This window comes from Microbacterium sp. Bi121 (assembly GCF_918698005.1).
Taxonomy (GTDB): domain Bacteria; phylum Actinomycetota; class Actinomycetes; order Actinomycetales; family Microbacteriaceae; genus Microbacterium.
The window spans coordinates 209,828-232,551 of the sequence record NZ_CAKKLJ010000001.1 but is presented as its reverse complement, the minus strand read 5'-3'; the positions used below and the strand labels follow the sequence as shown (position 1 = coordinate 232,551).

Below are 22,724 nucleotides of genomic sequence, written 5' to 3'. Positions count from 1 at the left end.
GGCCAGCGTATCGCGGGTCGCCTCCGCCGCGTCAGACGCGGGGGCGGTTCGCGGCGGTCGTGACACCGCCGTTCGAGCCGTCCTGGCGGGTCCATTCGTCGGCGTTCTGCGGCCGAGCCCAATGCTGGCGCGGCTCATCCCATTCCCGGGCGCCGTCGGTGAGCCAGATGGTCGAGTCGGGCGCCCAGCCGCCGATCACGGAGGCGTACTCGTCGTCGATCTCGATCAGGGTCGTGGCGCAGCGCAGGTACGCGAGCGTGCTCAGGTGCACGGCATCCCAGCCCCCGGCCACGCGGGCCCAGTCGGGGATCAGCCAGCGTCCGTCGCGTCCCGTGACGCGGAACCAGTCGTGGCGAGTGGATGCCGTCACCTCCAGCGGATACGTGCGGCACAGCTGCGCCCAGTCCTCGTCCGTACGGATCTCGAGAGTGCGGCCGGATCCGCGTACCGGGATGATCGTCGCCTCCTCCCATCCCATGGAGTCCTCGACGAGCTCCAGGGCGTCGGCGATGACGCCGCGGGTGAGGAGGAGCTCCGTCGGCACGGACCACCAGGTGCCGGACCATCTCGCGTACGGATCGGCGGGGCGCTCGAGCCCGGCTCGAACCTCTTCGGCGCGTCGCTGCTCGCTCCATGCGGTGAGGAGCGCGCGGGAGTCAGAGGGGAGCGGCGCGCGGTCGTCGGGAGAGCGCCAGTCGACGGCCCACTGCTCAGCCCCTCGCGGGGCGTCCCATCCGCGGGTGGCCTCGGATGCCATGATCAGCTCGGCGATGGGGCCAAGGGCGGCGATGACGTCGGGGTGGGATGCGATGACATCTGTGCCGTCTGGCTCCTGCCAGTACATGGCGGTGTCGACGGAAGCCTGAAGCGCTGCGCGGAGCGCTGCCGCGTCGATCGTGGCCGTGTCGACGGTGCGAAGCCGCGCGACGAGGTCGGCTGTCGAAGGATCGGGGTCTTCGTACTCGGCATCCTCATCGCCCTCATCGCCGTCCGAAGTGAACCGTATGAGCGTGCCCGGACTCGGATCGGCGCGGTGGGCGAGCCAGAACAGCGGCTCATGGACGTCCGACGACATCTGTCGCGCGTATTCAAGACACAGCCGTCGGCCACGCGGACCGACGAGAAGCGGACTCGCAGCATCGTCGGTCATACGTCCATCATGCCTGCCGGACGTCACCGCGCGAGCGGCACCGGATGCAATCGTGTGATCTCACGAGTCGCGAGGTCGATCATCACCGCGGTGTCCTCTGGGATCCGGGTCCAGCCATCAGCGTCGACGCCGCTCGACATGACATGCACCGCATCGTCGGTGATGCGGTAATCCATGGCGTAGTACTCGGTCGCATGGCTCGCCGGCATCGCCTCCTCCGATTCGAAGAGCTCGCGCAGGGACTCGACAGGGGAATCCACTCGGCTGTTGATGTGGACGGCGAACATCTTGCCGGGCGTCAGGAGCAGAGCATTCAGGCTCGAGTTCGGGAACTCGCGCACGAGGATCTCGAGCGCGCGCGTGACGCCTGCTGCCTCGTCGCCGGCAGCATCCTCGATGCACTGCATGATCAGGCGGAAGTAGCGCTCGCTGTCGGTGTCGCCGACGAGTTTCGCTCGCGAGGAAGCGCTGAGCTGAGCGTCGAGGTGGTCGATCGGCGCGATGTGGCCGTTGTGAGCGAACGCGTACCCCGCATCGGTGAACGGGTGGGTGTTCGCCGGCGACACCGGCAGGCCGCCGGTCGCCCAGCGCAGGTGCACGAGCCCGCAGCATCCGAGCGCCTGTTCCGACAGTTCGACGTACAGCGGATCGATCGACGCGTTTCGCGGTGACGAGATCGCCTCGGTCTCGTCACCGAGCGACCGGTGCCACGCCATGCCCCATCCGTCACTGTGCACCTCGGTGAGCGCTGTGAACGTATCGAAGTCGTCGCGTCCGAGTACGTCGACGACCGAGGTCGGGCGGGTGGTCACATAGCCAAGCAAGCGGCACACTGGGTGGTCTCCTCTCGTTGTCACCACGAGCCTTCTCTCTTCGGCGCGCGCGGGCAACCTCCTACGCGAGCTTGCGCTCTGCGCGCAATCCCTTTCTCCGGTTTCGCGACGACTGACACACTGGGCGCATGCGTACCGTCGGTGTGGAAGAAGAACTCCTGCTCGTGGATGCCGAGAGCGGACGACCGCGATCGGTGGCTGCGCGGACGCTCCGATACGCGGCGGAGATCGCGACGCCGGCCGAGTCAGGCGGCGACAGCGCGTCCGTCTCCTCCGTGGAGAAACGTGCGGAGACGCCGCAGTCCGACGCAGGCGATGACGTGCCGGGCGGATCGCTCGAGCATGAACTGCAACAGCAGCAGATCGAGACCGACACTGTTCCGCACACCGACATGGTCGCGCTCGGCGAGGGCGTGCGCGCGTGGCGCGATCACGCGATCACGGCTGCCCGCCGTGCAGGAGCCCGGGTCATCGCGTCGGGAACATCGCCGCTGCCGGTCGGCTCGGCGATCGTCGGCAAACCCCGATACCTGCGGATGGTCGAGCACTTCGGGCTGACCACCACAGAACAGCTCACCGGGGCGTGCCATGTGCACGTCTCGGTGGAATCCGATGATGAGGGCGTCGGCGTCCTCGATCGCATTCGTGGCTGGTTGTCGGTTCTTCTCGCGCTGAGCGCGAACTCCCCGTTCTGGCAGGGGGAGGACACGAAGTACGCGAGCTTCCGCTCTCAGGCCCTCGTGCGATGGCCGACGGCCGGGCCGACCGAGGCCTTCGGAACCGCTGAGGGCTATCGCTCGACCGTCGCCGCGATGATCGCCTCCGGCGCCATCCTCGACGAGGGAATGGTCTATTTCGATGCCCGCCTGTCGCACCACTACCCGACTGTCGAGATCCGTGTCGCCGATGTCTGCGCGGATGCCGCGGACACCGTGCTGATCGCAGCGCTCTGCCGTGCGCTCGTGGATACGGCTGCCGCTGAGTGGCGCGCAGGGGATGAGCCGTCGCCCGTCTCGGTTTCGATGCTTCGGCTCATGAACTGGCAGGCCGGCCGGTTCGGCATCGAGGGCGATCTCATCGACCCGCGAACCCTCAAACCACGTGCTGCGCGCGAGATCGTCGCTGAGCTCGTCGACCATGTTCGAGCGGCACTGCGTGAGAACCGCGACGAGGCGCTGGTCGACGAGCAGATCGAGCTGATCTTCGATCGGGGCAACGGCGCGATGCGTCAGCGAGCGACGCTCGAGAAGACCGGGCAGCTGAGCGATGTCGTCGCAGACCTGGCCGCGGTGACTGCTGGGCTCGAGGGCTGACGCGGGAAGCCGTGACTGAGGGGGCTGATCACGGGCATAAAGAAACCCCCGTGAGTAGAAGCCTCACGAGGGTCTCAGTGGCTCCGACGGGCGTCGATCCCGTGACCTCACGATTTTCAGTCGTGCGCTCTACCAACTGAGCTACAGAGCCATGCGGCACATCGTAAATCCGCCGCATCCTAGACGAAAGGCCCTCTTCGAAAAAAGGGCCCGTCGCATAGAGCGACCCTGACGGGACTTGAACCCGCGACCTCCGCCGTGACAGGGCGGCACGCTAACCAACTGCGCTACAGGGCCATACTTTTAAATTGTATCGGATGGAGTGACCCCAACGGGATTCGAACCCGTGCTACCGCCGTGAAAGGGCGGCGTCCTAGGCCGCTAAACGATGGGGCCGAAGGGCGTCCTGCGGGACTTCCTTGCCGACGCTCAAGCATAAGGGATGATCTGGCGAAAACACCAATCGAGGGCGAGCCTGCCGGCAGCCCGGGCGTTTCGGGGTGACGATGGAGCGCACGTGATCGAAGCAGGCAACCGAGTCCGACCTGGTGCGGATGTTAAAGATGTTGTTAGTGTGTCATGTGTGAATCCGGCGGAAGGGGCCGTGTGAACGTCGAGCAGTCCCCGATGGATGCTGCGCTGGAAGCAGGCGACTCCTGCAACTGTGCACCCAGCATCGCCGAGCAGCGCACCCTCTGGAGTAAGAGCGCGCTCACCCGCCGCAACGCCCTGGGGCTCGGCGCCATCGGTGCCGTCGCGCTCAGTGCCTTCGGCGTCGGCGCGGGCGTGAGCGCCGCATACGCCGCGTCGTACCCGAGCTGGGACGATGTTCAGCGCGCGAAGAAGAGCGAAGCGGCCAAGGCCGCCGAAGTCTCCCGCATCCAGAACCTCATCCAGTCGCTCACCCAGCGCGTCGCCGAGACGCAGGCGGCCGCCGAAGCGGCAGGCAACGAGTTCTATGAGGCCCAGCAGGCGTACTTCGGCGCGATCGCTGAGGCTGAGGCGCTGCAGGCGCAGGCCGATGAGCAGGCGAAGATCGCCGACGACTCCGTGCGCAAGGCGGGACAGGTCGCGGCGCAGATGTATCGCAACGGCGGCGACGACACGGCCCTCGAGCTGTTCTTCACCGACTCCGCCGCCAACGCCGACGAGCTCCTCTCGCGGCTGGGCACGATGGACAAGCTCTTCAGCTACAACCAGTCGGTCTACGACAAGGCCGTCGCGGCACGCAACTCCGCGCAGCTGCTGAGCGACCAGGCCGTCGTCGCTCGCACCGAGCGCGACCGGCTGCAAAAGATCGCCGAGCAGAAGATGATCGCGGCCCAGCAGGCGGCGGAAGCCGCCCAAGCCGCTCTGGACGAGCAGACGGAGAATCTCGGAACCCTGCAGGCTCAGCTCGCCGCCCTCAAGGACACGACGGCCAAGACCGTTGCCGATTACCAAGAGGGAGAACGCGTCCGCAAGGCTGCGGAGGAAGCGCGCAGGCGCGCCGCCGCAGAGGCTGCGCGCAAGGCCGCCGAGGAAGCCGCCAAGAACAACGGCGGCGGTGGAGGCGGCGGTGGCGGCGGGGGATCTGCCGGAACCGGCGGCTGGGTGCGCCCGCACGGCGGGTTCCGCAGCGCCGGCTTCGGCTGGCGTCCCAGGCCCTGCCCGAACTGCTCGAATTACCACTACGGCGTCGACCTCGCCAACGGCTGCGGGTCGCCGATCTTCGCCGCCCACGCGGGAACCGTCGACTACGCGGGCCCCAACGGCAACTACGGCAACTACATCCGCATCCAGCACGGCGGGGGCGTGGCAACGGGCTACGCGCACATCGTGAACGGCGGGTTCGCGGTGCGCAGCGGCTCCAGGGTCGGTGCCGGCCAGGTCATCGCGTACGCCGGTAACACCGGCGCATCCGTCGGCTGCCACCTGCACTTCGAGGTCTACATCAACGGCGGCTACACGAACCCGATCAGCTTCATGGCCGCTCGAGGCATCTCGGTCTGACGCTGACGCTGACGCTGAACACGAAGAAACCCCCGGCCGCGCGGCCGGGGGTTTCTGACGTTGTCGAGGATCGACGGCTCAGTGACCGTTCTCGCCGAAACGAGCGATCGCCTCGTCGAGGATGCGCTGCGCCTCTGCGGCGTCGCCCCACTCGTCGACCTTGACCCACTTGTTCGGCTCGAGGTCCTTGTAGTGCTCGAAGAAGTGTGCGATCTCCTTCTTCGTGTACTCGGCGATGTCGCCGATGTCCTGGATGTGCGACCAGCGAGGGTCCTTGCTCAGCACGGCGACGAGCTTGTCGTCTCCGCCGGCCTCATCGCTCATCTTCAGGACGGCGACCGGACGCACCTCGACGACGACGCCGGGATAGATGGCGTGGTCGAGCAGCACGAGCACGTCGAGCGGGTCACCGTCCTCGCCGAGCGTGTTGTCGAAGTAGCCGTAGTCGGCCGGGTAGCCGAAGGTCGTGTACAGAACGCGATCCAGGTGGACGCGCCCGGTCTCGTGGTCGACCTCGTACTTGACGCGGCTGCCGCGCGGAATCTCGATGACGGCGTCGTGTGCGCCCATGCGTGTGCTCCTCAGGAAAGACGGTTGGATGCCGGAGCAAGCTTACCCGCGCGCTCCGAACAGCTTGTTCAGCGGCCGCGCGAGCACGCCGGTCAACGCGAGCAGGAACAGCGCGTAGTACCCCTGTGAGCCGAAGAGGATCACGATCAGCAGCGCGATCCCGAACAGCACGGCCGAAGCGATGTCGGCTGCCGCGCCGAAGCGGAGCTCCGCCGGCCCTGCGGTCGTGTAGCTCGGGTTCCGCAACAGGTACAGACGCCCGGCGAGAGTCGTGATCTGCGTGAGGATGAGAGTGCCGATGTAGAGGACGGCCTGCAGCGGGTCGCCCTCCATCTGCCCGAGCATCGCCGTCGGAACCGGAAGCCACACGATCGTGACCATCCACGCGACATTGATCCACAGCAGCGGCCGAGTGATGACGTCGACGTCGTTGTACTGCCGGTGATGGCCGATCCACGAGTTCGCGATCAGAACGAAGCTCAGCAGGAAGCTGACGATCTGACCGCCGTGCTCGGTCAGGAACTCCGCCGTGGTGAGCTCGCCCGAGGCGGCATCCGACACCGACTCCATGAGCGGCAGGATCAGCAATGTCATCGCGATCGCCACGACCGCGTCGACGAACGCCTTGAAGCGTTCGCTGGAGAACTGCCGGGTCGCGTCCGTCTGCTCCGTCACGCGCCCAGACTACGACCGTGACGGATGCCGGTGGGGGACGCGCGCGGCATCCGCACTGTCAGCGCCGGGGAGGCCGAGCAACTCGCTCTGCACGGCGGCCGTCCGACGACGCAGCGCATCCGCCACCGCTGCGACGGCCGGTTGACGCAGCGAATCCGGCCGCAGAACCAGCCAGTACGGCAAACGTTCGGCGAACTCCTCCGGCAGCAGGCGCACCAGGTCGGGATGCCGGTCGGCCAGGAAGCACGGCAGGAACCCGATGCCCGCCCCGGCGCGCGTGGCCTCGACATGGACGAACACGTTCGTCGAGCTCAGCGAATCCTGCATACCGGGGACGAGTCGGCGTGGAGCATCGAGATCGTCGACCTGCAGCATCGAATCCACGAAGTACACGAGCGGGTGCGAGCGCATCTCGGCGATGCCGACCGGCTCGCCGAACTCAGCCATGTAATCACGTGAGGCGTACATCCCGAGCGTGTAGTGCCCGAGCCTGATCGCCTCGGCGCGATGCACCTGCGGTTCGCCGACCACGACCTCCATGTCCAATCCCGATCGGTATTGGAGCGCGCGTCGGGTGACGTTGACGATCTCGACGCTGAGCTGGGGATGCTCGCGCCGCAGCTCGGCGACGGCCGGGGCTATGACGAACGCGCTGAACCCATCGGTCGCAGAGATGCGCACGACCCCGGCGATCTGATCGATCCGTCCAGCGCTCTCGCGGATCGTCGACATCGCCGCCTCCACGTCCTCGGCTGCGCGTACGGCGCGACGGCCGAGATCCGTGAGCTCCCATCCGCCCTCGCCCTTGGCCAGCGTCCGGCCGCCGAGGACGGTCTCGAGCGCTGCGATCCGGCGTGACACCGTCGTGTGGTTCAGCCCGAGCGTCTCGCCGGCGGCCGTGAAGCGCCCGGTGCGCGATACGGCGAGCAGGACGAGCAGGTCGTCGGGGCTCGGCCTTGCAGCGGGGCCGTCCGTGATCTCTGCACTCATATCTGCAATTCTGCACAGGTTGTCTGCTCCCCTGGTCATTGCTGCACAGGGAGTGTCGTGCCCATACTTGGCGAGGCCCCGGCGCGCGCATGAGCGGCGCTGGACGCGGTGGATGTCGACGTGGACGTCCCCGAGACACGAAGGAGTGCATGCATGAGCGCAAGAGACGCCGTCGTCCCCGAGACGAAGACATCGGGATTGAAGAGGATCGTCGCCGCCTCGATGGTCGGCACGGTCGTGGAGTGGTACGAGTTCTTCCTGTACGCGACCGCGGCCTCGCTGGTGTTCGGCGTGTACTTCTTCCCGGATGCCGGCACGGAGCTCGACGGCATCATCGCCGCGTTCCTCACCTACGCGGTCGGCTTCATCGCCCGACCCCTCGGCGGAATCGTATTCGGTCAGATCGGCGACCGCCTCGGCCGCAAGCACACGCTGCAGGTCACCATCATCCTCGTCGGCGTCGCCACGTTCCTCATGGGCTGCCTGCCCGGCTTCAACTCCATCGGCTATTGGGCGCCCGCGCTCCTCGTCGCCCTCCGCTTCATCCAGGGCTTCGCGGTCGGCGGGGAGTGGGGCGGCGCCGTGCTGCTCGTCGCCGAGCACAGCCCGAACAAGTCCCGCGGCTTCTGGTCGAGCTGGCCGCAGGCCGCCGTGCCCGTCGGCAACCTGCTGGCGACCCTCATCCTGCTCGGGATGTCGTGGCTGCTCTCGGCGGACCAGTTCCTCAGCTGGGGCTGGCGCGTGGCCTTCTGGGCCTCGGCGATCGTCGTCGTCATCGGCTACTACATCCGCCGCCACGTCAGCGAGGCGCCGATCTTCCTCGAGGCCCGCGAGCAGGTCGAGGCCGACAAGGCCGCCGGCTACGGCATCCTCGAAGTCGTGCGCAAGTACCCGCGCGGCATCTTCGGTGCGATGGGCCTGCGCTTCGCCGAGAACATCCTGTACTACATCATCGTGTCCTTCACGATCGTCTACCTGAAGACGGTGCACGACTACGACACGAGCAAGCTGCTGCTCGCGCTGCTGGTGGCGCACGTCATCCACTTCCTCGTCATCCCGCAGGTCGGGCGCCTCTCCGACGCATTCGGCCGCAAACCGGTCTACCTGGCCGGCGCCATCCTCGGCGCGACCTGGGCGTTCTTCGCCTTCCCGATGTTCGACACCCTGAACGAGTTCGTGATCATCGCCGCGGTCGCGATCGGTCTGTGCTTCCACGCCCTCATGTACGCGGGCCAGCCGGCGATCATGGCCGAGATGTTCCCGACCCGGATGCGCTACTCGGGCGTCTCGCTCGGCTACCAGGTCACCTCGATCGTCGCCGGATCGCTGGCCCCGATCATCGCAAGCGCGCTACTGCAGGACTTCGGGTCCTGGATGCCGGTGGCCATCTACGTGGCCGTCGCCTGTGCGATCACGGCCTTCGCGGTGATCACCCTGAAGGAGACCAGCGGCGCATCGCTGGTCGAGATCGATGAGGCCGATGCGCGCAAGCACGGTCTCGCCCCGGTGCAGACCGCCGGCTGAGGGGCAGCGGCTAGCGTGGTGCTGTGCCCTCACTGAACCCCGCAGTCGCTGAGATCCGCCTCGCCGTGCGCACCGCGCTCGCGAGTCTTCCCGAGAGGGCGACGGTGGTCGTCGCCCTCTCGGGTGGTGCCGACTCCCTCGCGCTGACGGCCGCGACCGTCTTCGAGGGCCACGCCCGCGGGATGCGCGTGCTGAGCCTGACCGTCGATCATCAACTGCAGACGGGGTCGGATCTCGTCGCCGCTTCAGCGGCTGTCGCCGCTGAAGGCGTCGGCGTCGATGAGGCCCTGCAGGCCAAGGTCGACGTCGCCGGTGCTGCCGACGGGCCGGAAGCCGCAGCCCGCGGCGCGCGATACGCGGCCCTGCGCGGCGTCGCCGCAAGCGAGGGCGCGGATGCCGTCCTGCTCGGCCACACGCTCGACGACCAGGCCGAGACCGTCCTGCTCGGCCTCGCACGGGGTTCAGGCGCCGCGAGCCTGCAGGGCATGGCCCCGCGGAGAGAGGATGCCGACGGCACGGTCTGGCTGCGCCCGCTTCTGGCCGTGCGGCGGGGGACGACCGAAGCGTTCTGCGCGGCATCCGATCTCGAAGCGTGGCACGACCCGCACAACCGCGAGCGGCGGTTCGCCCGCGTGCGAGTGCGCGAGAACGTGCTCCCCGTGCTCGAGTCGGAACTCGGCCCCGGCATCGCCGAGGCGCTGGCGCGCACGGCAGAGCAGCTGCGCGAGGACGCCGACGCGTTCGACGAGATGATCCACGAGACGATCGAGGACATCGTCGAGCACGCCGAGGCCGGCATCTCGGTCAGCGTCGCCGCACTCGCCGCGAACCCGGCTGCGCTGCGCAACCGGATCATCCGCCTCGTCGTCGACAGCGAGTTCGGCGTGAGTCTCACGCGCACCCAGACCCTCGAGGTGGCGCGCCTGGTCACGGACTGGTCGGGTCAGGGTCCGATCGACCTGCCGGGGTGCTCGGCTGCACGCCGCGGAGCGCGGATCGTCTTCACGGCGAAGTAGGCGGCTTCGACTCGCTCCGCTCGCTCAGCCCGTTTCGTCCGCGGCGGCTGTGCCGCCTTCGCTCGACGACAAGCGGGACGCGATCGCTACTTCTTGCCGCCGAACAGGCCACCCAGGATGTCGCCGATCCCGCCCCCGCCGGACGACGAACCGCCGCCGAGGATCCCGCCCAGGATGTCGCCGATCCCGCCTCCGCCGGACGACGAGTTCCCGCCACCGAGGATCCCGCCGATGATGTCGCCGAGGCCGCCGCCACCGGACTGTGCACCCTCGGACTGTGCGCCCTCGGCGGAGGCCGACTTGTTCTTGGTCGCGTTCGCGATCAGGCCCATGACGATCGGGGCGAGGATCGGAAGCAGCTTGCCGAAGTCGATCCCCGGCGTCTTCTCGGAGGCGTTCAGCTGAGCGGCGACCTGGTCGGCGTCATCGCCGAGCACATGCTTGACGATCTTGCCGCCGTCGTTCTGGTCGACGTCATCGACGCGCTGCACCGGCGTCGCGCCCTCGTGGCGCCGAAGTGCCTCCTGGATCGCCGCAGAGCCCTCGTCGGTCTGCGCGTTCTTGGCCAGTCCGCTCAGCAGCACCGCGCCGCCCTGCTCGACGGCCGTCTTCGCCTCGTCGGAGGACACACCGAGTTTCGCGGCGATGTCGTCGATCGGAACCTGCTTGAGGATGTCGTCAAGAGCCATGGGAGATCCTTCCGTCGTGGGCATCCGCCCGCTCGATGATCACAGTATGCCGAACCCACAGCATCCGTCACCTAAAATCGATTCATGCGCGCGGCTGAGATTCAGGACGACCTTGCAGACATCCTCGTCACAGAGGAGCAGATCAAAGCGAAGCTCGAAGAGCTCGCGGCTCGGGTTGCGAGCGACTACGACGGCAAGGACCTGCTCCTGGTCGGCGTGCTGAAGGGTGCGGTCATGGTGATGGCCGACTTCGCCCGTGCACTGCCAGTGCACGCGCCGATGGACTGGATGGCGGTCTCCAGTTACGGCTCCAGCACGAAGTCGAGCGGTGTCGTCCAGATCCGCAAGGACCTCGACACCGATCTGCACGGCAAGCACGTGCTCATCGTCGAGGACATCATCGACTCCGGGCTCACGCTGAGCTGGCTGCTCGAGAACTTCGAGTCCCGCGGGCCGGAGTCGATTGAGGTCCTCGCACTGCTGCGCAAGCCGGAGGCCGCCAAGGTCGAGATCGACTGCAAGTACGTCGGCTTCGACATCCCCACGGACTTCGTCGTCGGCTACGGCCTCGACTACGACGAGCGGTACCGCAACCTGCGCGACGTCGCGGTGCTCGCGCCGCACGTGTACTCCTGATCACGCCGTACGCCGTGGGCGAATCACAGCGGGGGCCAAGGGTGCTCGCGATACGCTGAACGGACCATGGACGTGAAGAAGATCACCCGCAACCCACTGATGTACGTGGTGCTGATCGGTGTGCTGCTGTTCGGCGGGTTCCTGCTGATCTCCAACCTCGGCGCACCCAAGCAGATCACCACGCAGGAGGGTCTCGACCTGCTGGCAGGCTCCACCGTCACCGAGGTCACCACGACCGACGGCGACCAGCGCGTCGACATGACGCTGTCGAAGGCCTTCGAGGGCTCGGAGCAGGTGCAGTTCTACTACGTCACGGCCCGCGCCGATGAGGTCGTCAAGGCCGTCAACGCCGCCGAGCCCAAGGACGGCTTCAACGACGTCGTGCCTCGCGCCACCTGGTTCGACGGGTTCCTGTCGCTTCTGCTTCCGCTCGTCCTGCTCGGTCTGCTGTTCTGGTGGCTGCTGTCGTCCATGCAGGGCGGTGGCGGCAAGGTCATGCAGTTCGGCAAGTCCAAGGCCAAGCTCGTCAACAAGGAGACTCCGACGGTCACCTTCGCCGACGTCGCCGGCGCCGACGAGGCCATCGAGGAACTCGAGGAGATCAAGGAGTTCCTCCAGGATCCTGCGAAGTTCCAGGCCATCGGCGCCCGCATCCCGAAGGGCGTGCTCCTGTACGGCCCTCCAGGAACCGGAAAGACACTCCTCGCCCGCGCCGTCGCCGGCGAGGCAGGCGCCCCGTTCTACTCGATCTCCGGTTCTGACTTCGTCGAGATGTTCGTCGGTGTCGGAGCGTCCCGCGTGCGCGACCTGTTCAACCAGGCCAAGGAGAACGCGCCGGCCATCATCTTCATCGACGAGATCGACGCCGTCGGACGCCACCGCGGTGCCGGCATGGGCGGCGGCAACGACGAGCGCGAGCAGACGCTGAACCAGATGCTCGTCGAGATGGACGGCTTCGACCCGAACGCGAACGTCATCGTGATCGCGGCCACCAACCGCCCAGACATCCTCGACCCTGCGCTCCTGCGCCCCGGCCGTTTCGACCGCCAGATCGGTGTGGACGCCCCGGATCTCAAGGGCCGCCTGCACATCCTGCAGGTGCATGCGAAGGGTAAGCCGCTCGCCAAGAGCGTCGACCTCGAGGTCGTCGCCCGCAAGACCCCCGGATTCACCGGTGCCGATCTCGCGAACGTCCTCAACGAGGCAGCGCTGCTGACCGCGCGGTCGAACGCGCAACTCGTCGACAACCGCGCGCTCGACGAGGCCATCGACCGCGTGATCGCCGGACCCCAGCGTCGCACCCGTGTCATGAAGGACCGCGAGAAGCTCATCACCGCGTACCACGAGGGCGGCCACGCGCTCGCTGCGGCGGCCATGAACTACACCGACCCGGTGACGAAGATCACCATCCTGCCGCGCGGCAAGGCACTCGGCTACACGATGGTCATGCCGGTCGACGACAAGTACTCCGTGACGCGCAACGAGCTGCAGGACCAGCTCACCTACGCGATGGGCGGCCGTGTCGCGGAGGAACTCGTCTTCCACGACCCGACCACCGGTGCGTCGAACGACATCGAGAAGGCCACCGGCATCGCCCGCAAGATGGTCATCGAGTACGGCATGACCACCGAGCTCGGCCCTGTGAAGCTCGGCTCCGAGGGCGGGGAGCCGTTCGCCGGACGCGACTACGGCCGCGGACGCGAATACTCCGAGTCCGTCGCCGAGCGCGTCGATGTCGAGGTCCGCGGGCTGATCGAGCAGGCGCACGACGAGGCCTACCAGGTGATCAGCGACAACCGCGACATCCTCGATCGTCTCGCCCTCGCCCTGCTCGAGGAGGAGACCCTCGACCACAACCAGATCGCCGAGATCTTCAAGGACGTGCGCAAGCTGCCCGAGCGTCCGCTGTGGCTCTCCAGTGACGACCGCCCGGTCTCGGAACGCCCGCCGATCGAGATGCCCAAGCGCGTCATCCCGGCGGACGCCGCTGCCTCGGTCGAGGGCACGGCGGATGCCGCGACAGCCCGTGGCGCGGCAGGCGGCGCTCCCGCTTCTGGGCACGCGCGCCCGGCGACGGCCTGATCGTGGCCGTCGACCGGGAACGGATCGAGCGGCTGACCCGAGAGCTGCTGGAGGCGATCGGCGAGGACCCCGACCGCCCTGGGCTCAAGCAGACCCCGACGCGCGTCGCCGAGCTGTACGACGAGTTCTTCGCAGGAGTCGGCGCGGACGCAGCCGCCCCGCTCGCCCACACGATCAGCGTGTCCAGGGGCCCCGCGCCGGAGACTCTTCCGTCCGGAGCCGTGCTGCTGCGCGACATCCGCTTCCGCTCGGTCTGCGAGCACCACCTGCTGCCTTTCGCCGGTCACGCGCACATCGCGTATCTGCCCGGTGAGCAGGTCGTCGGCCTCGGCGCTCTCGTGAAGGTCGTCGAGACTCTCGCATCCCGCCCGCAGGTGCAGGAGCGCCTCGGCGAGCAGATCGCCGACACCATCGACGAGAACCTCGACACCCGCGGCGTGCTCGTCGTGATGGATGCCGTGCACGGCTGCGTGACGATGCGCGGAGGCCGCCAGGCGGATGCCTCCACCCTCACGATCGCAGCGCGCGGGGAGTACACCGAGCCCACAGCACGGGCCGAGCTGATCGCACTCATCGGGGGAGGCGACCGCGCATGACCGACATCTGGGGCATCGTCAACGTCACCACCGATTCGTTCAGCGACGGCGGCCGGTACATCGATCCGGAGCGCGCGGTCGCGCACGGCCTCGCGCTACAGGATGCCGGCGCCGACGTGCTCGACATCGGAGGCGAATCCACCAGGCCCGGCGCCGAGCGCGTCGACCCGGCGGTCGAGGAGCAGCGCGTCCTCCCCGTGATCCAGGCGCTGGCGGCGCGCGGCATCGTCGTGAGCATCGACACCCTCAATGCATCGACGGCAGCGGCCGCCGTCCGGGCAGGAGCGCGCATCGTGAACGATGTCTCCGGAGGACTCGCCGATCCTGACATGCTCGCTGCGGTGGCGGCATCCGGCGCCGACTACGCGATCGGGCACTGGCGCGGTCCGTCCTCCGACATGTACGCCCGCGCCGAGTACCTGCGTCCTTCGCGCGACGTCGCCGGCGAGCTGCGCAAGCGCGTCGCCGAGGCGGCGGGTGCCGGCATCGCCCCGTCGCGCATCATCCTCGACCCTGGTATCGGCTTCGCCAAGGCCGGCAGCCAGAACTGGGACGTGCTGCGCGGGCTCGACGACATCGTCGGTCTCGGACACCGCGTGCTCATCGGGACGTCGCGCAAGCGGTTCCTCGCCGAAACGCTCGGCGACGACGGTGCGTCCGAGGAGCGCCGCGACCTCGCCACCGCCGTCACGAGCGCTCTGGCCGCTCGAGCCGGTGCGTGGGCGGTTCGCGTGCACAACGTCGCTGCGACGCGCGACGCACTCGCCATCGCGCACGCCTGGGAGGGGTGAATGGACGAGATCGCCCTCACCGGACTCACGGTCTTCGGTCGCCACGGCGTGTTCGAGCACGAGCGCGAGAACGGCCAGGAGTTCACGATCGACCTGCGGCTGCACCTGGATCTGTCCGCGGCCGCCGCATCCGACGACGTCAGCGACACCGTGCACTACGGCGAACTCGCCGAGAAGGTGGCGGCCGTCGTCGCCGGCGAACCCGTCGATCTCATCGAGACCCTCGCGCAGCGGATCGCCGACACCGTCCTCGCCGACGTGCGAGTGCAGGACGTTCAGGTCACCGTGCACAAGCCGCATGCGCCGATCGCGCTGACGTTCACCGACGTCGCCGTCACCATCCGCCGCGACCGGAACGGAGCCTGACCATGGTTCGGATGCCGCCGATCACGCCGCCGGATCCTCGCCCCGGTCGGGATGCCGTGACCGCTGTCGTCGCGCTGGGAGCCAACCTCGGTGACCGGGCCGAGACGATCAGGCAGGCCGTGCAGCGCATCGCCCGCCTCCCGCTCGTGGACGAGGTGCGCCTGTCTGACCTGCACGAGACGGTCGCGCTGCGGCCGGACGGCCCTGACCCGGATGCCCCGGCCTACGTCAACGCTGTCGCGCTGGTGACCACTCGGCTGGCGCCGCAGGTGCTGCTCGGTCTCCTGCACGCCATCGAGGAGGAGCACGGCCGCGAACGCCACGAGCGCTGGGGCGATCGCACCCTCGACCTCGATCTCATCGCGTTCGGCGACCTGCGCTCGGATGATCAGCACGTGCTGCTGCCGCACCCGCGCGCGGCGGAGCGGCTGTTCGTGCTCGAGCCGTGGCTGAACCTCGACCCCGACGCCGAACTTCCCGGCCACGGCCGGGTCGCCGATCTCGTCGAGGCGCTGCGCGGATGAAGCGCACGTCCCAGCCCGTCCTCATCGTCCTCGCACTCGGCGGGGGCGGGATCGGCTACCTCGTCGATCATCTGCTGACGGCCGGCGGACGCGCGACGTTCGCACCGTCCGGGTTCCTCCCGCTGCTGCTCCTGCTGCTCGCGGCTGCCACGCTGGGGCTCGCGTGGCCCGTGCGGCGCAGCGTCCGCGGGAAGTCCCGCACCAGGATCGACCCGTTCAGCGCGATGCGTGCGGCGACTCTGGCCAGAGCATCCAGTCTGCTCGGAGCGATCGTCGCGGGCTTCGGAGCAGGACTGCTCATCTTCCTTCTGTCGCGTCCGGTGACACCCCAGGTAGGGTCGATTGTGGCGATGGCAGCGCTTGTCGCGAGTGCGGTCGCACTCGTGGTCGCAGCCCTCGTCGCCGAACAGTTCTGCACTCTGCCGAAGGATCCTGATGACCGACAATCCGATGACCCCGCCATCGACGACGGGCGCTGATCGGCCCGAGCATCCGGTGCTCGACGAGGGGACCTACGAGAAGCTGCGCGAGCCTCGAGGGGCGGGGCGCCTGGACCTCGACGGCAAGTGGCACCAGATCTCGCCGCGGTACGTCACCTCGCAGTTCGTTCAAAACGGCATCCTGCTGGGACTGCTCGTCATCGTCGCGCTCGTCCTCGCACTCGTGCTCCACCAGACCTGGGTGTGGATCCCGGCCGGCATCCTCGCGGCGGTCACTCTCATCACCCTCGCGATCCTGCCTCGGCAGGCCAGGGCGATCGGCTACATGCTCCGAGCGGATGACATCGTCTTCCGCAAGGGCATCCTCTGGCAGCGGATCATCGCAGTGCCGTACGGACGCATGCAGCTCGTCGACATCACGCACGGCCCTCTCGACCGCGCGTTCGGCGTATCGCAGCTGAAGATGGTCACCGCCGCAGCCACCACGGGCGTGCAGATCCCCGGACTCACCCAGGCCGCAGCCGAGGCGTTGCGAGACACCCTCATCGACGTCGCAGAGACCCGCCGGACCGGCCTGTGAGCATCCCAGAGCAGCCGCTTCCGACCCTCCCCACGCCCCCGCCGGCGGAGGAATCACTCGCCGACGGCGAGTGGCACCGGCTGCACCCGCTGACCCCGCTGTTCAAGGGCGGGCTGGTTCTCATCATCGTGGCCGGCATCGTGCTCAACAGCTTCCGTGACCGCATCATCTACTGGGGTGTGAACCTGTTCGCACCAGATGCGCACGTCGAGGACTTCTCCGGCGGCGACCCGGTCGACTGGGTGCTGTCGAACAACCTCATCCTCATCGCGCTCGGGTCCGTGCTGGGCGTGCTCATCGTTCTGATCGCCGTGTTCTGGGTCGTCTGGCGGTTCCAGCAGTTCCGGATCTCGGAGGAGCACGTCGAGGTTCGCAAGGGCATAATCTTCCGCTCGCAGCGGCGTGCGCCGCTGGACCGCGTGCAGGGCGTGAACCTGACGCGTCCGTTCCCCGCGCGGCTGATCGGCATGGCCAAGCTCGAGGTCGTCGGAGCGGGAACCGACGCGAACGTGCCGCTGGAGTACCTCACCACCGTCAAGGCCGAGGGCGTGCGCGCGGACATCCTGCGACTGGCATCCGGAGCGCGTGCCGCACGTGCCGCCCGTCAGGCCGGTGGGGCCCCCGCCGCACCAGGGCACCTGCGCACGCAGCTCGTCGGATCGATGAACCACGGTGTGACCGGGCTCATCGAGGGCGTCGACCTCGCGGACATCGCTCCGGAGAGCGTCGTGAAGATCCCCACCGGGCGACTCGTCGGGGCGCAACTGCTCTCCGGCGTGCTGTGGCTGCTGTTCTTCCTCGTGCTGTTCGGCATCACGATGGCATTCACGGTCCCCGCGATCCTGTCCGACGGCGGCCCGGATGCCTGGTTCGGCGTCCTCGGGATCTCGCTCGGCATCGGCATCCCGTTCGTGATCGCTGCGGTCGCGATCACCTGGGCGCAGATCTCGAAGTCGCTCCGCTACTCGATCGCCCCGACCCCGGACGGCGTGCGGATCACCTACGGTCTGTTCACGACGATCACCGAGACGATCCCACCGGGCCGCATCTTCGCCGCGGAGGTCACGCAGTCGCTGCTGTGGCGGCCGTTCGGCTGGTGGGCGATCAAGATCAATCGCATGAGCGGCAAGAGCCTGTCCCAGCAGCAGTCCAGCACCGCGCAGCAGTTCAACATCGTGCTGCCAGTCGGCGTCGCGGCCGACGTGCAGCGGGTGATGGAGCTCATCCTTCCCGACCTCCCCGTCGAGGACCGGCCGTTCGTCTGGGAGCACGGCATCCAGGGCCCGCAGCAGAACGACCCGTACCAGGTCATGGCCCGGCGCGCCTGGTGGCGTCGACCCTTCTCCTGGAAGCGCCACGGATTCGTCGTGACCGACTTCGCCCTGATGCTGCGCCGCGGCGTCATGTGGCGGAAGCTCGCGGTGTTCCCCCTCGCGCGGCTGCAGGGGATCTCCGCTCAGCAGGGGCCGATCGACCGCCTCCAGAGGGTCGGATATCTGAAGGCGCACAATGTCACAGGTCCCGTGCTCGGCGAGGTCGTCGGCATCGAGAGCGCGGTCATCAACGGGTCGCTGGGCGACATCGCGCATCGCGCGTCCGCTGCCGTGCAGCGCGATCACGGCCACCGCTGGGCGTCGGAGGAGTACGTGGTGGACGCCTCCGCAGTGGACGCCTCCGCAGTGAACGCCTCTGCGATGAACGACGGAGTCGTGGACGGCACCGTGGACCCAGGGCACCGCTTCTCGGCCGATATCGGCGGCTCTGGTCCTGCCGGCGGCGAGGAGTCGCGTGAGGCGTGACGGCCGTCTCGGCGTCGGCATCATCGGCGCCGGTCGCGTCGGTCCGGTGGTCGGCGCCGCGCTCGGCGGCGCCGGACACGCCATCACGGGGATCACGAGCGGATCGGACGACGATCGGGTCGCCGGCATCCTTCCGGGCGTTCCCGTGCTGGATGCCGAGGAGATCCTCCGGCGCAGCGAGCTGGTGATACTGGCAGTGCCGCACGACGAGCTGCCCGGACTCGTGAACGGACTATCGGAGCTCGGGGCGTGGCAGCCGGGGCAGCTCGTGCTGCACACCGACCCGGCGTACGGAATCGGCGTGCTCGAGTCGGCGCAGCGTTCGGGCGCCATTCCTCTCGCGGTGCATCCGGCGATCGCCTTCACCGGCACGTCGATCGATCTGCGCCAGCTGCAGGCGAGCTTCGCCGCCGTGACCGCTCCGGCGCCGGTGCTGCCGATCGCGCAGGCGCTCGCGGTCGAGCTCGGCTGCGAACCGGTCGTGATCGACGAGGCCGACCGGGCCGCCTACGCCGAGGCCATCGCCACGGCATCCGAGTTCTCGCGCGCCATCATCGGGCAGTCGACGTCGCTGCTGCGGGGCATCGGCATCGACAACCCCGGCGGATACCTGTCGGCGCTCGTGCAGTCGACGGTCGAGACCGCGCTGCGCGAAGCATCCGACCCTCCGGTGATCTGAGTCTTCAGCGGCCGCCGGAGAAGCCTCCGCCGCCTCCCCCGCCGGAGAACCCGCCGCCGGCGGATCCGCCGAACCCGGATGAACTCCCGCTCGACGGCGAGGAGTACACCGACGAGGTGCGAGCGGCGGACGAGATGAGTGCGAGACGCGTGCCGATGGCGAAACCCGAGCCGTCGATCCAGCCCGGATGCTGCCCCGCCCCTGCATACGCGTTCTCGAGAACGGTGCCCCACTCGCGTTCCTGCCCGAACAGGATCGCGTACGGCAGCAGGCGCTCGTACAGGTGGATGACGTCGATGCTCCCGTCGCTGCGGCGCTCGGCGCCGGAGTACGACTGCAGCATCCGCAGCCGGTCCTCCTCGGCGACGCGGATGAACTCCCGCACGCCCTCGAGGTACTCGAGCTGCAGCGCGCCCTCGCGCGTGAGGACGGTGTGGGCGGAGAACGTGACGATGCTCGAGGTGATGAGCAGCGCCGCGCACGCCACCGTCGTGAACAGCACGGGACCGGCCGAGTCGCGCCCGGCAGCGAGGCTCCAGATCAGCAGCGCGAGCATGACGGCGAACGCCAGGAGGGCGAGCACCTGCACGACGCGCGCGATCGTGCTGCGGGCATTCGTCGTGAGGCCGCGCTTCTCCGATTCGCGTGCGGCGAAGGTCAGCAGCCCCTGGATGCGGGTCGCGAACGACTTGTTGTTCTTCGGCAGCTTCATCACGACGCCTGCTTCGTCATTGCCGAAGAGCGCCTTCAACGCGCGGCCGTCGAGAGGGTCGGGAATCGGAGCATCCAGCCGGCGCAGCCGCGGCCGACGCTTCTTCTGACCCTCCTCTGGCACGTCCTCCAGCCGCAGCATTCCTCGCACGGCGAGATGGATGATCTGCGCCGTGAGGGGATTCTTCGCCGAGGGGATGATGGTGCTCGCGAGCAGCGGCGGCATGGCGTCCGGCACGTCGTACTGCGCCACAACGATTCCGGTGCCCCGACGTCGCCGCCGGATCATGAGATGCGTCGCCAGCCATCCGCCGGCAGACAGCAGCGCCGCGCCGCCTCCGACGGCGTAGGGGACGACATCGGTCGCCGCGTTGGGCAGACGGGCCGGCGGCTGCGTGATCGTGCCCGGCTCGAGCGCGATGGCGATCGTGAGGCCTTCGCCGCCCGACAGCCCATCGGCCGAGACCGTGAAGGTGTCGCCGGAGCGGACCAGGTCGCATGTCGCCGTCGATCCCTCTGCGCCCTGGTAGCACGACGCGTCGCCGGTCAGCTGCTCGCCGAGGGTCTCGTCGAAGCGGACGGTCACGTCGAACCGGCCGATGTCCTGCGTGCTGTCGAGGGGGAGCAGATCCCAGTAGAACTCGTCGACCTTCGTCCCGGATGCGGCGAGGACGACGTCGCGCATCTCGTACTCGATGACATAGGTCGTCGGGCCGTGGACGTACTCGTCGTCGCCGGTCAGGACGTACAGGACGCCGTCGTCTTCGTCGGTCTCGTACGCGACATCTTGGCCGTTCTCGTTGCGCACCGAGAGGATCTTCGTGCTCAGACTCGCCCCCTGGTAGCGCTCGGGGAAGCCGGCGACGATGCCCTTGTTCTGGTCGGACTCGGGGAACTCGGCGACCCGCGTCTCGGTCACGTGGAGCGTCGCCCGACCTTCGTCGTCGATCCCGACGTCGAAGGTCGCGTCCCACGATGAGAAGTCGAAGTCGTCCACGTCCGCGTGCACAGGTGCGGCGGATGCTGCGGCAGAGCCCGCGAGCAGCGCACCCGCTGCGACGGCCGCGACGATCAGGGAGCGGAGGCGCATGCTTTGAGCGTACTTGGCGGGTCGAGAACACCGGGCAGGTCGAGAACACCGGGCAGGTCGAGAACACCGGGCAGGGTGCTCAGCCCCGCCCGGTAAACTCGAACGCGACTTCCAAGGAGCCGCCATGACCACCGCGCCCGACGCGCCCACGCCCGCCCCCGACGACGCCGACGGCGAAGACATCCGCCGTGCTGAGCTTGCCGAAGTGCACGAGCAGAAGGCCGTCCGTCTCGCCAAGCGCGAGCGCCTCATCGAACAGCGGACGGATGCCGGCGGCGGCGCCTTCCCGGTCGGCGTGCCCGTCACGCACGCGATCCCCGCGCTGCGCGCGGAGTACGGCGCGCTCGAGGCGGGCGCCGAGACCGGCGTCGTGGTCGGTGTCGCAGGTCGCGTCGTCTTCAGCCGCAACACCGGCAAGCTCTGCTTCGCCACGCTGCAGGCCGGCGACGGCTCGCGCATCCAGGCGATGATCTCGCTCGCCGAAGTGGGCGAGGACTCGCTCGCGCGCTGGAAGGAGTTCGTCGACCTCGGCGATCACGTCTTCGTCCACGGACAGGTGATCTCCAGCCGCCGCGGCGAGTTGTCGATCATGGCCGACGACTGGGCGATCGCAGCCAAGGCGATCCTTCCGCTGCCGAACGCCTACGCCGAGCTCAACGAGGAGGGCCGCGTCCGCAGCCGCTACCTCGATCTCATCGTGCGCGAGCAGGCGCGCACCACCGTTCGCGCCCGCGCCGCGGTGAACGCCAGCCTGCGGGCGACCTTCGGTTCGCACGACTACCTCGAGGTCGAGACGCCGATGCTGCAGGTGCAGCACGGCGGGGCATCCGCTCGTCCGTTCATCACCCACTCGAACGCGTTCGACACCGAGCTCTACCTGCGCATCGCGCCTGAGCTCTACCTCAAGCGCGCCGTCGTCGGCGGCATCGAGCGCGTCTACGAGATCAACCGGAACTTCCGCAATGAGGGCGCGGACTCCACGCACAGCCCCGAGTTCGCGATGCTCGAGGCGTACCAGGCCTATGGCGACTACGACCAGATGGCCGAGCTCACGCAGGAGCTCGTGCAGCAGGCGGCGGTCGCCGTCTCCGGTTCGACCACTGTCACCTGGGCCGATGGCACCGAGTACGACCTCGGCGGCGAGTGGGACCGCATCTCGATGTACGAGTCGCTGTCCGAGGTTGCGGGGCGCACGTTCACGCCGCAGGACGACGTCGCCGACCTCATCGCGTTCGCCGAGGAGAGCGGCGTCGACATCCCGCCGCACGCCATCCACGGCAAGCTCATCGAGGAGCTGTGGGAGCACTTCGTGAAGGGCGACCTCGTGCGCCCCACGTTCGTCATGGACTTCCCCGTCGACACCTCGCCTCTGGTGCGCGAGCACCGCTCGATCGCCGGTGTCGTGGAGAAATGGGACCTGTACATCCGAGGGTTCGAGCTGGCGACCGGATACTCCGAGCTCGTCGACCCCGTCATCCAGCGCGAGCGGTTCGTCGAGCAGGCGAAGCTCGCAGCGAAGGGCGACGTCGAGGCCATGCGCGTGGATGAGGAGTTCCTGCGGGCGCTCGAGCACGGCATGCCGCCGTCCGGCGGCATGGGCATGGGCATCGATCGTCTGCTCATGGCGATCACGGGGCTCGGCATCCGCGAGACGATCCTCTTCCCGCTCGTCAAGTAG

Annotated in this window: 22 protein-coding genes and 3 tRNA genes; 15 read left to right on the top strand and 10 right to left on the bottom strand. The window is 68.3% G+C overall.

All coding sequences use genetic code 11. The features are described from left to right. Positions 1–31: 31 nt before the first annotated feature. Together LQZ87_RS01155 and LQZ87_RS01150 are read right to left on the bottom strand one after the other, a co-directional pair. A complete protein-coding gene (locus LQZ87_RS01155) occupies positions 32–1,075 on the bottom strand; it encodes a hypothetical protein (protein WP_230101606.1) in 1,044 nt (347 codons plus the stop codon). 98 nt (positions 1,076–1,173) lie between these two features. Continuing rightward, entirely contained in the window at positions 1,174–1,983 is an 810-nt protein-coding gene (locus LQZ87_RS01150; RefSeq protein WP_290368234.1) for a class II glutamine amidotransferase, read from the bottom strand. Positions 1,984–2,111: 128 nt separating this feature from the next. Between LQZ87_RS01150 and LQZ87_RS01145 the strand changes: the two genes are divergently transcribed. Continuing rightward, positions 2,112–3,296: a glutamate--cysteine ligase gene (locus LQZ87_RS01145; protein WP_230101604.1), complete on the top strand. Its 1,185-nt coding sequence runs from the start codon at positions 2,112–2,114 to the stop codon at positions 3,294–3,296. Positions 3,297–3,374: 78 nt separating this feature from the next. On the opposite strand, the gene LQZ87_RS01140 is transcribed toward LQZ87_RS01145, so the two are convergent. From LQZ87_RS01140 to LQZ87_RS01130, 3 genes are all read right to left on the bottom strand, one after another. Continuing rightward, positions 3,375–3,447, bottom strand: a tRNA-Phe gene (locus LQZ87_RS01140). Positions 3,448–3,519: 72 nt separating this feature from the next. Then, positions 3,520–3,593: transfer RNA gene (locus tag LQZ87_RS01135), tRNA-Asp, on the bottom strand. A gap of 26 nt (positions 3,594–3,619) precedes the next feature. Beyond that, positions 3,620–3,692 (bottom strand) — tRNA-Glu (locus tag LQZ87_RS01130). A gap of 210 nt (positions 3,693–3,902) precedes the next feature. On the opposite strand from LQZ87_RS01130, the gene LQZ87_RS01125 reads away from it, so the two are divergent. After that, positions 3,903–5,288, top strand: coding sequence for a M23 family metallopeptidase (locus tag LQZ87_RS01125; RefSeq protein ID WP_230101603.1), 1,386 nt, complete (start codon positions 3,903–3,905; stop codon positions 5,286–5,288). A 78-nt stretch (positions 5,289–5,366) separates the two neighbouring features. Here LQZ87_RS01125 and LQZ87_RS01120 read toward each other — a convergent pair whose 3' ends face one another. From LQZ87_RS01120 to LQZ87_RS01110, 3 genes are read right to left on the bottom strand one after another with little or no spacing between them, the layout of a single operon-like run. Beyond that, on the bottom strand, positions 5,367–5,858 hold the full coding sequence (locus tag LQZ87_RS01120) for an inorganic diphosphatase (protein WP_230101602.1): 492 nt from the start codon (positions 5,856–5,858) through the stop codon (positions 5,367–5,369). Positions 5,859–5,900: 42 nt separating this feature from the next. Further along, positions 5,901–6,533: a TMEM175 family protein gene (locus tag LQZ87_RS01115; RefSeq protein ID WP_230101601.1), complete on the bottom strand. Its 633-nt coding sequence runs from the start codon at positions 6,531–6,533 to the stop codon at positions 5,901–5,903. A 9-nt stretch (positions 6,534–6,542) separates the two neighbouring features. Beyond that, positions 6,543–7,523, bottom strand: coding sequence for a LysR family transcriptional regulator (locus tag LQZ87_RS01110; protein WP_230101600.1), 981 nt, complete (start codon positions 7,521–7,523; stop codon positions 6,543–6,545). A 153-nt stretch (positions 7,524–7,676) separates the two neighbouring features. Here LQZ87_RS01110 and LQZ87_RS01105 point away from each other — a divergent pair, with 153 nt between their 5' ends. Together LQZ87_RS01105 and tilS are read left to right on the top strand one after the other, a co-directional pair. After that, a complete protein-coding gene (locus LQZ87_RS01105; RefSeq protein WP_230101599.1) occupies positions 7,677–9,047 on the top strand; it encodes an MFS transporter in 1,371 nt (456 codons plus the stop codon). A gap of 23 nt (positions 9,048–9,070) precedes the next feature. Then, positions 9,071–10,063 (top strand): tRNA lysidine(34) synthetase TilS, encoded by a 993-nt coding sequence (gene tilS / locus LQZ87_RS01100; RefSeq protein WP_230101598.1) that lies wholly within the window; start codon positions 9,071–9,073, stop codon positions 10,061–10,063. An 86-nt stretch (positions 10,064–10,149) separates the two neighbouring features. Here tilS and LQZ87_RS01095 read toward each other — a convergent pair whose 3' ends face one another. Beyond that, complete coding sequence (locus tag LQZ87_RS01095; protein ID WP_230101597.1) at positions 10,150–10,752, bottom strand: DUF937 domain-containing protein; 603 nt, start codon at positions 10,750–10,752, stop codon at positions 10,150–10,152. An 84-nt stretch (positions 10,753–10,836) separates the two neighbouring features. Here LQZ87_RS01095 and hpt point away from each other — a divergent pair, with 84 nt between their 5' ends. From hpt to LQZ87_RS01045, 10 genes are all read left to right on the top strand, one after another. Beyond that, positions 10,837–11,388, top strand: coding sequence for a hypoxanthine phosphoribosyltransferase (hpt, locus tag LQZ87_RS01090; RefSeq protein WP_230101596.1), 552 nt, complete (start codon positions 10,837–10,839; stop codon positions 11,386–11,388). Positions 11,389–11,454: 66 nt separating this feature from the next. Continuing rightward, the gene (ftsH, locus tag LQZ87_RS01085; RefSeq protein WP_230101595.1) at positions 11,455–13,470 is read left to right on the top strand and encodes an ATP-dependent zinc metalloprotease FtsH; all 2,016 of its coding nucleotides are present in this window, start codon (positions 11,455–11,457) and stop codon (positions 13,468–13,470) included. 2 nt (positions 13,471–13,472) lie between these two features. Next, positions 13,473–14,066, top strand: coding sequence for a GTP cyclohydrolase I (gene folE / locus LQZ87_RS01080; protein WP_230101594.1), 594 nt, complete (start codon positions 13,473–13,475; stop codon positions 14,064–14,066). Further along, positions 14,063–14,857 carry a dihydropteroate synthase gene (gene folP, locus LQZ87_RS01075; protein WP_230101593.1) on the top strand — a complete coding sequence of 265 codons (795 nt, stop codon included), beginning with the start codon at positions 14,063–14,065 and terminating at the stop codon, positions 14,855–14,857. The genes folE and folP overlap by 4 nt, the downstream gene beginning before the upstream one ends. Beyond that, positions 14,858–15,223 (top strand): dihydroneopterin aldolase, encoded by a 366-nt coding sequence (gene folB / locus LQZ87_RS01070; RefSeq protein WP_230101592.1) that lies wholly within the window; start codon positions 14,858–14,860, stop codon positions 15,221–15,223. An 11-nt stretch (positions 15,224–15,234) separates the two neighbouring features. Continuing rightward, positions 15,235–15,747, top strand: coding sequence for a 2-amino-4-hydroxy-6-hydroxymethyldihydropteridine diphosphokinase (folK, locus tag LQZ87_RS01065; RefSeq protein ID WP_230101591.1), 513 nt, complete (start codon positions 15,235–15,237; stop codon positions 15,745–15,747). Beyond that, on the top strand, positions 15,744–16,226 hold the full coding sequence (locus tag LQZ87_RS01060) for a DUF3180 domain-containing protein (RefSeq protein ID WP_230101590.1): 483 nt from the start codon (positions 15,744–15,746) through the stop codon (positions 16,224–16,226). The genes folK and LQZ87_RS01060 overlap by 4 nt, the downstream gene beginning before the upstream one ends. Further along, a complete protein-coding gene (locus tag LQZ87_RS01055) occupies positions 16,183–16,767 on the top strand; it encodes a PH domain-containing protein (protein WP_230101589.1) in 585 nt (194 codons plus the stop codon). The genes LQZ87_RS01060 and LQZ87_RS01055 overlap by 44 nt, the downstream gene beginning before the upstream one ends. Beyond that, positions 16,764–18,566 carry a PH domain-containing protein gene (locus tag LQZ87_RS01050; protein ID WP_230101588.1) on the top strand — a complete coding sequence of 601 codons (1,803 nt, stop codon included), beginning with the start codon at positions 16,764–16,766 and terminating at the stop codon, positions 18,564–18,566. The genes LQZ87_RS01055 and LQZ87_RS01050 overlap by 4 nt, the downstream gene beginning before the upstream one ends. After that, positions 18,556–19,245 carry a DUF2520 domain-containing protein gene (locus tag LQZ87_RS01045; RefSeq protein WP_230101587.1) on the top strand — a complete coding sequence of 230 codons (690 nt, stop codon included), beginning with the start codon at positions 18,556–18,558 and terminating at the stop codon, positions 19,243–19,245. The genes LQZ87_RS01050 and LQZ87_RS01045 overlap by 11 nt, the downstream gene beginning before the upstream one ends. Before the next feature lie 4 nt (positions 19,246–19,249). Here the strand turns inward: LQZ87_RS01045 and LQZ87_RS01040 are convergent, their stop codons facing one another. Continuing rightward, positions 19,250–21,046, bottom strand: a complete 1,797-nt coding sequence (locus LQZ87_RS01040) for a DUF2207 domain-containing protein (protein WP_230101586.1) — start codon at positions 21,044–21,046, stop codon at positions 19,250–19,252. Positions 21,047–21,170: 124 nt separating this feature from the next. On the opposite strand from LQZ87_RS01040, the gene lysS reads away from it, so the two are divergent. After that, complete coding sequence (gene lysS, locus LQZ87_RS01035) at positions 21,171–22,724, top strand: lysine--tRNA ligase (RefSeq protein WP_230101585.1); 1,554 nt, start codon at positions 21,171–21,173, stop codon at positions 22,722–22,724.